The organism is Symplocastrum torsivum (genome assembly GCF_059505465.1).
In genome coordinates this window covers 18,801-31,165 of sequence record NZ_JCACKQ010000034.1, presented here as the reverse complement: position 1 = coordinate 31,165, position 12,365 = coordinate 18,801, and the positions used below count along the sequence as shown (strand labels likewise).

Genomic DNA, 12,365 nt, shown 5'->3' with positions numbered 1-12,365 from the left:
ATGGTTTTTCCACTGACCACTGACGACAGACGACAGACGACCTTATCAGAGACGTGATTAATCGCGTCTCTACCCAGTGACGGCAGACTATTTAACAATTCCTTTGAACTACCATGTCACAAGACAAGGAACGTGAAATTCAGCTCCTGTTTCTTGAAGAAGCGCAGGAGTACCTGGACACAATAGAATCAGTACTCCTCGGCTTGGAATCGAGCCACATTGATGGCCACCAAATGGATGCTGTCTTGCGAGCGGCGCATTCGGTCAAAGGGGGGGCAGGGATGATGGGGTTTGTGACGTTGAGTCAACTGGCTCACCGTATGGAAGATTCCTTCAAAGTCCTCAAGCAACAGAGAAACTCTATTTCTATTGATGCAGAACTCGAAAGCTTGCTGCTTTCAGGAATGGATCGGTTGCGCCAGGTGCTGACTCTGAACCGCCAAGGGGCTGATGTTGATGAACAGTGGCTGGCTACGGTTGGGAACCCGGTTTTTGACAAGCTGCACGAACGCCTCGGTGACCCCGTTGCCGACGATGCCAGCACGATGTTGGGGTCAGATGACGGCACCAATGTCGCGGCGTTGCTGTTTGAAACGGAAGTTGAGGGATGCCTAAATCGCCTAGAGTCGGTTATCGCCGACCCGCAAGCGCCTTGCTTAGAGGAAGAACTCTCGATTATGGCGCAAGAGCTGGGGGGATTGGGCGAAATGCTCCAGCTAGAGGCGTTTACACAACTGTGTGAATCGATTCTCTCTCATCTGGAGGCGGCCCCAGATCAGGTCAGAGAAATCGCTCAAGTTTCGCTCTCCGCTTGGAGGCGATCGCAAGCGTTGGTACTAGTCGGTCAAGTGGGTAGCTTGCCGACGGCGCTTGACATCAAGTTAGAAGCGCCTCCCTTGGCTCACCCTCACTCCACCCTCCCCATGGAAACAGAGGTGGTGGAAGAACCGGCGTTCGACGACGTATTTGCCGTTGACTTCGACATCTTTAGCCCCGCCGCCCAAGTCCAGCACCCCTCACTCATCGAAGAGGAGTTGTTTGACGAACCAGTGGTTTGGCAAGAGGCAACTGCTCAGGTTTCTCCCGATGTCCAAATCGATTTCTCCACCCCTACCGAGGTGGTAGAAGAACCGGCGTTCGACGACGTATTTGCCGTTGACTTCGACATCTTTAGCCCCGCCGCCCAAGTCCAGCACTATAAAGCAACCGATAGCGTTACCCCAATCGCTCCGATTGAGCTGTCAACAGAAGAGAGTTCGACGGATGAGGTGTTTGACGAACAAGCAACGGCTGCCCAAACGAGTGCCTCTCTTTCACGAGAAGTCCAAGCGGATAAGCGTGAAGTCTCCTTAGACGACTTCAACTGGCAATCGAGTCAACCCAACTCTGGGAAGAGAGCGCAACCCAAAGAAACTCAGGAAAACACGGTTCGTATTCCCGTCCGGCAACTCGATCGACTCAACGATCTATTTGGGGAACTCACCATCGAACGTAACGGACTCAGCTTGCACCTGGCACGGTTACGGAATTTGATGGAAAACCTCGAGCGGCGCGTTAGCAACCTGGAGCAGTCGAATAGTCGCATCCGAACGGCTTACGATACCGTTACGACTCATAGCGCTATCCCCACTGTCCGTCAGCCGTCGCTGGTGACGACAAGCGCCCCGTTGAGCGGAGGGGGGTCACCACCCAAGGTTCGCTTCTTCAGTTACTTTGATGCCTTCGATGCTGGTGACAGCACGGCTGGTCGTCCTGGACTTGGCGAGAGTGCGCTGCATCTTAACAGCGGCTTTGATGCCTTAGAAATGGATCGGTACAACGATCTACATCTGCTGTCGATGGAAGTGATGGAAACCATCGTCCAGGTTCAAGAAGTCACGAGTGATATTGGACTGAGTCTTGAGGAAACCGATCAAACGGCGCGGGAGTTAAACCAAACCGCCAAACAGCTACAAACCAACCTCACACGGCTACGGATGCGCCCCTTGTCTGAGTTAGTGGGGCGATTTTCCAGAGCCTTGCGAGATCTTTCGTTGGAGTACGGAAAACAAGCCGAACTCAAAGTTTTAGGGAAGGGGACTCTGATTGATCGCAGCATCTTGGAGGCGCTTAGTGACCCCTTGATGCATCTGGTGCGTAATGCCTTCGACCACGGGATTGAAGACCCATTCACTCGCTCATCTCAAGGAAAACCCGCTCAAGGGGTAATTGAAATTAAAGCAGCGCACCGGGGTAACCAAACGATTATTACGGTCAGTGATGATGGGAATGGTATCAACCTCAACAAAATCCGGGCGAGAGCGGAAGCGATGGGCTTGGATGCGGGGTTACTCGCTGCTGCAAGTGAGGATGAATTGCTCTCACTGATTTTTGAACCCGGTTTTAGCACCGCCGACCAAGTTACTGCCCTTTCGGGTCGAGGCGTGGGGATGGATGTGGTTCGCAACAACCTTAAATCTATCCGTGGCGACATCCGAGTTGATACTCAGCCTGGGCGAGGAACAACCTTTACGCTGACGGTGCCATACACGCTTTCCGTGGCGAGAGTCTTGCTTGTGGAAAGTAATGGAATGCTGCTTGCCTTTCCCACGGATGCGATCGAGGAGATGCTCTTACTAAATCCCGACCAGGTGTTGACCACTCCTGGGAACGAAGTTCTCAACTGGGAAGGGGAGATGGTTCCTTTGACAAGGCTTAGCTCGTGGCTAACATTTTACTGCCCACGCAAAGGTGTTGCAACACCAGAAGGCGTGCCCACGATTAGTGTGCCAACGGTGCTAATGGTGAGTCAAGGAGACTGCTTGCACGCGCTCGTCTGCGAACGCTGTTGGGGTGAACGGGAGGTGGCTATCCGCAAAGTTGAAGGCACACTGACAATGCCTCCTGGCTTCGCCAGTTGTACAATTCTTGGCGATGGTAAAGTTGTTCCACTTGTTGATGCCAATGCGCTGCTGCGCTGGGTTGCTCAAGAGGCTGCGTCCACGAGTACGCTCGTGATTGACGAGTCAGCTCGTGTGTCGTCGTCGCCAAATCCTTTGGCGCTCAAGGAGTCACGAGATGGAGCAGATAACCCACCCGCAACTCCTCTACCGCACTCGCAAAAAGACAGCATTCTCGTTGTTGATGACTCGATTAATGTCCGCCGATTTTTAGCCTTGGCTTTAGAAAAAGCCGGGTATTTGGTGGAACAGGCTAAAGATGGTCAAGATGCGGTTGAAAAACTGCTCGGTGGATTGCAGGTTTCAGCCGTTATTTGTGACATTGAGATGCCTCGTCTCGATGGTTATGGCTTTTTGGCTCGAATCAAATCCGACCCGGTCTTGCAACAATTACCAATTGCGATGCTAACGAGTCGCAGTGGGGAAAAGCATCGCCAACTAGCAATGACTTTGGGGGCTGCCGCCTATTTTTCTAAGCCTTACAATGAGCGGGAGTTATTACGAACGATGAAGCAACTCATTACGTCCAGAGTGAGCTATTCCCCACGCCCGACATAATGGCGACCGAGAGAGGGCTTCGCTTCGTATTGCACTCCTCTCGCTACGAATGCTGAATGCTTTTTCTTGGTCATTGGTCATTAGTCATTGGCTGACGGGGCTTTAAACCCGTGATGTTTCGGTAAAATTATGGCTGTTTTTTCTCCACTTACCTCCCGACGAGCTAGCAATCGCAAAGCCGAAGCTACCCAACAACTAATTGTTTTTCGCCTTCATAATGAAGGGTTTGCCCTGCCAATTCGTTGCGTACATAAAGTTATTCCTATGGGTAATATTTATGGAGGTCGAGAGGGCGCTTTCTCTGTGGGACTGACACTGTATCAAGATCAAGAATTACTCGTTATTGACGGTTATCATCGAATTTTTCGGAGCGCACCAAGCTCGTATTCGCCCGCAACGGACCAAGCGCTTCCTCATAAAGGGCAAGAAGAACAGCCCGACATGACGAGCGCAGGCTTCCTGCTGATTGTCCAAAGCCCTCAAGGGAAACTGGTAGGGTTACCGATTGATTCACCACCTTCGTTGCAACGTGTACCGGAGTCGGCATTTACTCCCTTAACGTCAACCTATATGGCAGAGGGGAATATTCGATGTGTCAGTGCGCTGATTCTTCAAAATAATGATGAACCGCCTCTATTTTTGCTCAACCCAGAAAAGCTTGTTGAGCCCCAACAGGCTTTACCTGGAACCACATTCGCCCAAGAGAGGGGGTAGAGTTCGTGGTAAGTTGTTTGCGGAAAGATTGATTATCGCAAACGTTTATGAGTGCGATCGCACCAGTCCCCGACTCCGCTACCCAACTCGATTTCCCACCTCCATCGGGTTCATCACTCGTAGAGAGACTGCTTGCAGATAAACGCAGCGCTCATACTCAAAAAGCCTATGCCAAAGATCTGAAAGATTTCTTTCGGACGACAACGGGCTGTGAACCGACTCCCGAGATGGTTGCCGCTTTCCTAAGTCTGGAAAGACTTGAGGCGAAAAGCGTTGTTTTGGACTATAAAGCCAAAATGATTGAGCGGGGTTTGTCTGAGGCGACTGTAAACAGACGATTAGCCGCTATCCGGGCACTGGTTAACTATGCTTATGAAGCCGGACACTGTGATTGGACACTCTCAATTCGTAACGAGAAGGTTAAGCCCTACAGAGACACTACAGGAATTAGCCGCGAGGCATATCGTCAAGTTCTAGCGGTTCTAGACAGAGAAACCTTGAAGGGGAAAAGAGATTTTGCCCTCTTGCGACTTTTGTGGGACAACGCCTTACGTCGAGGTGAAGTATCCAATGCCAATATAAAGCATTTTGACCCGGAAGCCAGAACACTTAAAATCTACGGTAAGGGGAAAGGAACGCAAGCGGAAAGTATTGACTTGAGCCGACCGACGACAGCCGCTTTACTAGAATGGCTAGAGACTCGTGGGGAAGCCTCAGAAGAAGCCCCGCTATTTATTGCCTTAGACTCTGTTAACTTTGGGCATCGTTTAACGGGTTCAGCGATCGCCTGGATAGTCAAACAGACTTGCCTAAAGGCGGGGATAACTAAACCCATGAGTCCACACAGAATTAGACACTCTAGCATTACCGCCGCACTAGATGCAACGAATGGGAATGTTCGCAAGGTGCAAAAACTGAGTCGTCATGCCCAGTTAGATACGTTAATGATTTACGACGACAATCGGCAAAAGTGGCAGTTGGAAATAACAGACTTGCTAGCAGAAATGCTTTGACGAAGAAGTAGGGGAGAACTCAGGAGTTCATCTCGTTTTTCTGAGCTAAAGCCCTTGCTTCAAAAAAACACTAACTACTAACTACTAACTACTAATTGTGGCGTGGCGTTTCTGAATGTACCGTGCAGGGGAGAACTTCCACGCAACCGCTTCTGTAAGAGAAAAAGTTGAGTCTCTTTTAGCGATCGCTTACTTCTTTAATCTTGCAGTTTTCCAAAATCAAGGGCTAACGTGGTGAAAGGCAATCTGCAAGATTGACTGGCTACCAAGCACCTTTCATTTATTCTCTCGCACGAGCAACCCGTGAGCCTATTTATTGATATTGTCCTGTTTATAATCGCGCTCCTCCTACTCATTCCCATCTCGGTTTTTTTTATTGAAAGCTGTGCCGCCTTCTTGCCAGGGCGACGCGAGACTAAGGCGGCAGGGGAACCCCGACCTAGGGTTGCTGTTTTGGTTCCAGCTCACAATGAAGCCTCAGGGATTGGGGCAACCCTGGAGACCTTACTACCACAGGTGACAAGCCAAGATCGGCTTATTGTTATTGCCGATAATTGCAGTGATGAAACAGCAGCAATCGCTCGTACCGCTGGCGCAACCGTAATCGAACGAATTAATCATGAACAAAAGGGAAAAGGGTACGCCTTAGACTATGGCTTGCGGTTCATTGAAGCCGACCCACCCGATGTCGTTGTGATGGCGGATGCCGACTGTATTGTTCATGAAGGCGTAATTGATCAGGTTGCCCGACTCGCAAAGAAGACGGCGCGACCTGTCCAGACAACCTACCTGATGGAACAACCCGCTAACCCAGGACCAAAGGATGCGGTTTCAGCGCTGGCGTTCATGGTCAAGAACTTAGTTCGTCCCAGTGGATTAGAGCGATTGGGGCTGCCCTGCTTGTTATACGGAACAGCAATGGCTTTCCCTTGGCCCGTGATTGCATCCGCCCCGCTAGCGAGTGGCAATATTGTCGAAGACATGCAATTAGCGATCGATCTGGCGCTGGCTGGACATGCACCCGTATTTTGTTCAGAGGCGAAGGTGATTGGGCGTCTTCCGCAACAGAAGCAAGCAGCAGAAGGGCAACGAGTGCGATGGGAGCATGGTCATTTGCAGACACTGCTGACACAAGTCCCTCAACTACTCAAAGAGTCAATTCATCAAAGACGTTTTGATTTGTTTGCGATCGCCTTAGACTTAAGCATCCCCCCAATTTCACTGCTAGTCCTGATGTGGGTAGCGTTCATGGTAAGTGCAATACTCGCCGGAGTCTTGGGAGCTTCATGGCTTCCCGCGATTGTTCTCGCAATCGAGGGACTTCTGCTGTTCACGGCAATTGTTGGGGCTTGGCTTAAGTTTGCTAGAGCCGACTTACCGCTAATGGCGCTTTTGGGTGTCCCCGCCTATATTCTTTGGAAAGTTCCCCTCTATTTCGCGTTTTTGGTGCGCCCTCAGACCAAGTGGATTAGAACAGAACGCGACCCAGTCGAGGCTCCAGAATCTTAACGAGCCTTGCGTAGAACAGCTAGCCAAAAAAGGGGGAGTTCTATCAAGTCCGGTTGTACAATCACAAAGCAAAAGTCAGGGTACAATTGCTCTTTTCTGATCGCCTTTTAGGACAGGTTAGCTCTCTAGCGATCACACTCAACTCTTTTGCCGGGATAGAGAGTAGCGAAGTCAAAGCGATTTGACGGTGAACAAAAAGCCCCTCAGAAAATCGTGATTCTGAGGAGAACTTGAGTTAGTTAGCCTAGAAGACCAGCTCAAGCTTAGACATAGGTGGTAGTGAAGTGGTCAAAGCCCAAGGTGTAGTTGGTATCACCACTGTATTGATAGACTTGGACGAAGTAATTACCAGAATAGTCTGTGCTGATCAACTCAGAGGTGGTGCCACCAAAGGTTGAACTCTGCTGTACCTCATAAGTCGAGTCATACGCGGCGGATTGTTGGTGATGCCCATGTGGAAGAGGGTAGCTTGGAGCTAGCGCTTCCGCGCTAGCTCATACAGGTCAGCTATCAAATATCAGCACTCAAGGGAGATGAGGAATGTGATCGCCCACATCCGGCAGTTGCCAGCGGTCAACAGATGCAAGCCTACTTACTCTAGATTGAGCCAGAATCTGATTGTTACTCTGTCAAAACAATTAGTAATTATGTATTTATTTACATAAATTAATACTTAGAATTTTGCATAAAACTATCTTTTTGACCTGATTTATAGGTAGAAGGCAACGAAACCAGGTTCTACACCTGAAGAAACAAAAAATATGACTACTTATAACTACTCTGTTGGCGATTTAACAGACATTCCCTACAGCAACAGCACTTATCTAGATGATTTTTACACTGATGATGTCTACACCTTCAACATTGATGGAACCAGTAGCATCAATCTGAACCTCCATAACATTACCGCTGGTGATGATGCCGATCTTTATCTGTATCAAGACACTAACGGGAATGGCGTGTTTGATACTGGTATTGACCAACAGGTTCAAAGTTCTACTTCCGGCAGCAACAGCGATGACTCAATTAACTACTTAGGGGAGGCAGGGACTTATTTTGCCCAAGTTCATCGTTACAGTTCTGGTAGTTTAGACTACGAACTTGACATATCTGCCACCACAGACGCTCCGTTGGATACACAGACACAACCCCCAAATCTTCTGCCTACTGAGGTTGATGGCGGTACCTTATTTCATGGGGACGCGCTGACGTACTACGGCTGGGTAGGTGATACGGATACGGCTGATGTCTATCAATTCACTCTGGATTCTTACAGCAACGTTGATATTACCCTCACTGGTTTGAGCAATGATGCGGACATCCGCTTAATTCAGGACTCCAACAACAATGACATTGTTGATGCTGGTGAATCGCAATCGCTCTTTGCTTCAAACAGTGGTGGTATCACAGATGAAAATATTTCTTTTAGCCTGCATGGTGGCAATACATTTTACGTCCAGGTCTATCAATATAGTGGTGATACGTCCTATGAGTTGCAGGTAGCGGCTTCTTCTTGGATTTAAGGAGCTGCTCAAACTCGGAGTAACGACAACTAGAAGGCATCAAGGTCATTGAACTATTTTGCAGCACTGGGGCGGGAACATGAGCGAGTTTAGTTGCTCATTAGTAAGGTGACAGCATAGGCAGCGATTCCCTCTTCTCACCCCACTAGTCCTAACTTTTCATTTGTGGTTACTTTGATGCCGATTTGGTCTGGTTTTAACTCTAAAGTTGTGCTAAGGCGTTTTGGCAGATTCTCCTAACTAGCGGTGTCTACTGGTGCAACACTCTTACTCTTGTATTCAACCAAGACGTTACGTCGCTTCAGCAAGCGGTTGAGGTGAAACTTGAGTTGTCCCTGTACTTGGGGAAATTTGCCCAGCATACAAGATAGGGCGTAAAGTGCGGTGTCCTTTGACTCAAAACCTCGCGGCTGCATGTAACGATAGATGCGATAGCTCAGCAGTGGGAAGCCAAGCAACAGCAAAAGACTCAAACCTCTTGTTGGCAAGGCAAGCGCTATTGCCAAGAACGGGATAAACAACCCCCACAACCAAATACTGCGGCTTTCCTTAACCCAATGGCGTTCCGGTTCACGTCCATGTAACCAGGCTCCCTCCGCGTAGGCATGACCAGCGCGGAGAGAACGTTTCCACCACTGACCAAACCGTGTCATTTGCGCGTCATGCAAGGTCATCTCCGCATCAAGGCGGAAAATCTTCCAACTTTTTTGGCGCAGCCGCACACACAGTTCGGGTTCCTCTCCAGCAATCAGCGTGGGATTAAATCCCCCGACTTGCTGGAAGGCTTCGACGCGCATCATAGAGTCCCCACCACACGCCGTCGCCTCACCAACGGGGGTATCCCACTCAATGTCACACAAGCGGTTGTAAATAGACTGTTCGGGAAATCGTTCGCGCCGCCGACCACACACTACAGCTACGTTGGACTGGGATTCGAGTTCATGTAACGCACGCTCTAGCCATCCCTCTACCACCTCGCAGTCGCCATCAACAAATTGAACAAATTCAATCTGGGGATTGGCTTGCAGCAGACGGTGGAATCCAGCATTTCGACCACGAGCGGCAGTAAACGGTGTCGATAGGTCTAGTTCTACCACATCTACGCCAAGCTCACGCGCTAACTCAATACTGCCATCAGTCGAGCCAGAATCGACATAGACAACATGTGCTACCTTTCCAAGCACTGAAAGCAAACACTGGTGTAGGCGTTTGCCTTCATTTCGTCCAATAGCAACCAATCCAACTTGTTTCAAAGACATAGATAGCTAATATGTACGAGATATTTTAGGTGGCTTGTGTGGCAACGTTTTTCTACCTGGGAAACTTTAGCAGTTTTTCGTGTTTAGCTAGTTAATCCTCCTTCAGCTTTCCGCTTCAATTGTACAATTTCATCCTCAAGATGAGCGGGAATCGGTAAATCCACCGTCTGAAACATATCCCTTATCCGATAGCGCCAATCATGTCTCAAAAGACATTCGCGATAATTCCTTTGAGAATTTGCTAGAAGCATCTCGTTATCATCTAACAACGCTTCAAAAAAGGGAATCCATTCTACTGGATTGTCTGGTATTTCGATTGTGCTGTTTTCCCAGTTGATTAAATCAGCCACATTCTTCCCAAAGGGTTTTCTTCCGACAATCGTACAACCAGCAGCAAATCCCTCAAGCCAACGAGTTAGAAGAGGAGAATACCCTTTAAAACGTTCCTCTTTGCTGGCTTCAAAGCACAAGCTTATTTTGGATTTCCCTAATAATTTTGCCAATAATGTTTTATGTTCTTTGTAACTATTTACTTGCGGTCTAGAGAAAGTAGAATGAAAATAAATTCGCTCACTCTCTGTTTGATTAAAATGTTCTTGTAATGAGATATGTAAGTCCGGATTACCTCTTCCATAGCTGATGACATCGATACAGCGATGGGGATGGTTTGAACCATAGTCTAGCGCATTTACGGCATGAGGTAAGAAGCCCGCATTGACAGAAAAAAGTTCTCTAACTTGGTCAGCAATCTCAGCGACAGGGAAGAATAAGTAATCAAACTGTGGAACAAGCTTTCTGACAAGATAACGCGGTTCATAGATATCAAATAAATACGCCAAGCGCAGGTCAAACTTTTTGACAAGAGAACCCAGAGAAGGCATCATCTGTAAGGAACCGTAATTTATTCCTACCACTAAAAGAATATTAGGTCCTTCACCTAAAATGGGTAAATCTTTTGTCTTAAACCACGAGTTAAATATTCGATGCCTGTAACGCTTTAAAAATCGGATTTTATCATTGGATTCTGGGTAGATAAACGTAGCGTTGCAGGTGTTTGCTATAACCTGCTCAAGATCGTAAGTAGCTGACCACCCGACATGATTTTTGACAAACTGAAGTTCCGACAAGACAAAGAGATTCATAATTATCAGGAGATGGGGAAATATAGAAATTCAGCCTACCAAGTTGCGGCAAGTGTAGTACTTTCTCTTTCGCCCCATCTCCCCAACGTACAGGTCTACTATCTTTGAATGCCACTCGGTATCATTACCCGATCGCATTCTGTATTGATTGTGCAATTTTAGCCGCTTACAGCCTATGGGAAGAAAACCTTATTACCACAGTGCTGTTGGTTTATACTACCGGCTTAATTGTCTGCATTCCTTAACGATTAGCCATTAGCCAAAACCGATATTAGATTAGGGACTCGCATCAAAATAATATCCCACCTAAATGGGTTTTATCTATGGATATTTTCTTTAGCGATTGGTAGGTTATTTAAGTGCGAGTCCCATTACTAGTCGTAAGACAATCCGTTATAAGAACATTTTGGATTATTGAACAGAGGAAACGTTTACGAAGAAAAGCTCTCTTGTTCTATAGCAGTTAGCCCTCAGCTATCAGCCATCAGCTTTTTTGTTTTCCTGACAAGTAGCGCTTGTGAAAGCAGCCTTGAACTGTACCTCATTTAACTGAGAAACGTTATATCGTCTCGTCTAGTCTTACGGGAGGCTCTCAGGCTCTAGGCATACACTTGCCGATAGTAGGCTTGATACTCCTCGGAGAGCAAAGGCTGCCACCAATCTTGGTGCGTCAGGTACCACTCAATCGTGCGCCGGAGTCCGCCTTCTACCGTCTCAGCAGGAGTCCAACCCAGTTCAGTTTTAATCTTGGTCGCGTCGATCGCATAGCGACGGTCGTGACCAGGACGGTCTTTGACATAGGTAATCAGCTTTTGTGCTGGACGGACTGGGAGGTGAGGCGCTAACTCATTCATCAGTTCGCACAACATATTAACGAGGTCAATATTCTTGACTTCGTTATTCCCACCAACGTTATAAGTTTCGCCCGGTTGACCTCGGTGGATGACGACATCTAGCGCACTGCAATGGTCTCCGACATACAGCCAATCCCGAATATTCTGTCCATCCCCGTAGACAGGCAGCGATTTGCCGAGCAGGATGTTGATACACATTAAAGGAATCAACTTCTCCGGGAAATGGTAGGGACCATAGTTATTCGAGCAATTGGTGATTATGGTCGGGACACCATAGGTATGATAGTAGGCGCGAGCGAGATGGTCGCTGCCTGCTTTCGACGCGGAGTAGGGGCTATTGGGAGCGTAAGGCGTGGTTTCTGTAAACGGATGGTCATCCGAACCAAGGCTGCCATAGACTTCATCCGTTGAAACATGGAGGAAGCGGTCAGTTTCTTTTCGTCCTCGACTTTCCCAGTGATGCCGAAAGCTTTCTAACAAGGTAAACGTGCCGACGACATTCGTGCGAATAAACGCATCTGGACCTAAGATTGAGCGGTCAACGTGGGATTCAGCAGCAAAGTGAGCGACGGTGTTGATAGATTCTTCGCGGAGTAGGGATTCGACTAAAGGGCGATCGCAAATGTCTCCCTGGACAAACCGAAAATTCGCAGTTCCTTCTAAATCAGCCAGAGTCGAGCGGTTTCCAGCATAAGTTAGAGCATCAAGCACAACCACTCGATCTTCTGGGTAGTGCTGACACCAGTGATGGACAAAGTTCGAGCCAATAAATCCTGCCCCGCCCGTAATCAAAATTCGGCGAGGTTCTCTAGATAAAGACTGTTCTTGTTCAGAATAGGTCATCGTTTTAATCA

At 48.3% G+C, this 12,365-nt stretch carries 8 protein-coding genes and 1 pseudogene; 5 read left to right on the top strand and 4 right to left on the bottom strand.

The window, feature by feature from the left end; all coding sequences use genetic code 11:
• Window positions 1–113 precede the first annotated feature (113 nt).
• From AC5JL3_RS11225 to AC5JL3_RS11205, 5 genes are all read left to right on the top strand, one after another.
• On the top strand, window positions 114–3,497 hold the full coding sequence (locus AC5JL3_RS11225; RefSeq protein WP_496074571.1) for a hybrid sensor histidine kinase/response regulator: 3,384 nt from the start codon (window positions 114–116) through the stop codon (window positions 3,495–3,497).
• 129 nt (window positions 3,498–3,626) lie between these two features.
• Entirely contained in the window at window positions 3,627–4,211 is a 585-nt protein-coding gene (locus AC5JL3_RS11220; RefSeq protein WP_496074570.1) for a chemotaxis protein CheW, read from the top strand.
• A gap of 47 nt (window positions 4,212–4,258) precedes the next feature.
• Window positions 4,259–5,224, top strand: coding sequence for a tyrosine-type recombinase/integrase (locus AC5JL3_RS11215; protein WP_496074569.1), 966 nt, complete (start codon window positions 4,259–4,261; stop codon window positions 5,222–5,224).
• A gap of 303 nt (window positions 5,225–5,527) precedes the next feature.
• Window positions 5,528–6,733 (top strand): glycosyltransferase family 2 protein, encoded by a 1,206-nt coding sequence (locus AC5JL3_RS11210; RefSeq protein WP_496074568.1) that lies wholly within the window; start codon window positions 5,528–5,530, stop codon window positions 6,731–6,733.
• Between the two features lie 761 nt (window positions 6,734–7,494).
• Window positions 7,495–8,256, top strand: a complete 762-nt coding sequence (locus AC5JL3_RS11205; protein WP_192216752.1) for a PPC domain-containing protein — start codon at window positions 7,495–7,497, stop codon at window positions 8,254–8,256.
• A gap of 137 nt (window positions 8,257–8,393) precedes the next feature.
• Here AC5JL3_RS11205 and AC5JL3_RS11200 read toward each other — a convergent pair.
• From AC5JL3_RS11200 to rfbB, 4 genes and pseudogenes are all read right to left on the bottom strand, one after another.
• Window positions 8,394–8,462: pseudogene (locus AC5JL3_RS11200) on the bottom strand (2-C-methyl-D-erythritol 2,4-cyclodiphosphate synthase); the annotation flags it as partial.
• Between the two features lie 30 nt (window positions 8,463–8,492).
• Window positions 8,493–9,515, bottom strand: coding sequence for a glycosyltransferase family 2 protein (locus tag AC5JL3_RS11195; RefSeq protein ID WP_496074567.1), 1,023 nt, complete (start codon window positions 9,513–9,515; stop codon window positions 8,493–8,495).
• An 83-nt stretch (window positions 9,516–9,598) separates the two neighbouring features.
• Entirely contained in the window at window positions 9,599–10,657 is a 1,059-nt protein-coding gene (locus AC5JL3_RS11190; RefSeq protein ID WP_496074566.1) for a glycosyltransferase, read from the bottom strand.
• A 599-nt stretch (window positions 10,658–11,256) separates the two neighbouring features.
• Window positions 11,257–12,354 carry a dTDP-glucose 4,6-dehydratase gene (rfbB, locus tag AC5JL3_RS11185; RefSeq protein WP_496074565.1) on the bottom strand — a complete coding sequence of 366 codons (1,098 nt, stop codon included), beginning with the start codon at window positions 12,352–12,354 and terminating at the stop codon, window positions 11,257–11,259.
• Window positions 12,355–12,365: the final 11 nt, after the last annotated feature.

What these genes read in the sequence shown, in the direction of transcription:
- AC5JL3_RS11190 (WP_496074566.1), bottom strand. Translation starts at nt 10,657, where the DNA reads ATGAATCTCTTTGTCTTGTCGGAACTTCAGTTTGTCAAAAATCATGTC.
- AC5JL3_RS11220 (WP_496074570.1), top strand. Translation starts at nt 3,627, where the DNA reads ATGGCTGTTTTTTCTCCACTTACCTCCCGACGAGCTAGCAATCGCAAA.
- AC5JL3_RS11195 (WP_496074567.1), bottom strand. Translation starts at nt 9,515, where the DNA reads ATGTCTTTGAAACAAGTTGGATTGGTTGCTATTGGACGAAATGAAGGC.
- AC5JL3_RS11225 (WP_496074571.1), top strand. Translation starts at nt 114, where the DNA reads ATGTCACAAGACAAGGAACGTGAAATTCAGCTCCTGTTTCTTGAAGAA.
- AC5JL3_RS11215 (WP_496074569.1), top strand. Translation starts at nt 4,259, where the DNA reads ATGAGTGCGATCGCACCAGTCCCCGACTCCGCTACCCAACTCGATTTC.
- AC5JL3_RS11205 (WP_192216752.1), top strand. Translation starts at nt 7,495, where the DNA reads ATGACTACTTATAACTACTCTGTTGGCGATTTAACAGACATTCCCTAC.
- rfbB (WP_496074565.1), bottom strand. Translation starts at nt 12,354, where the DNA reads ATGACCTATTCTGAACAAGAACAGTCTTTATCTAGAGAACCTCGCCGA.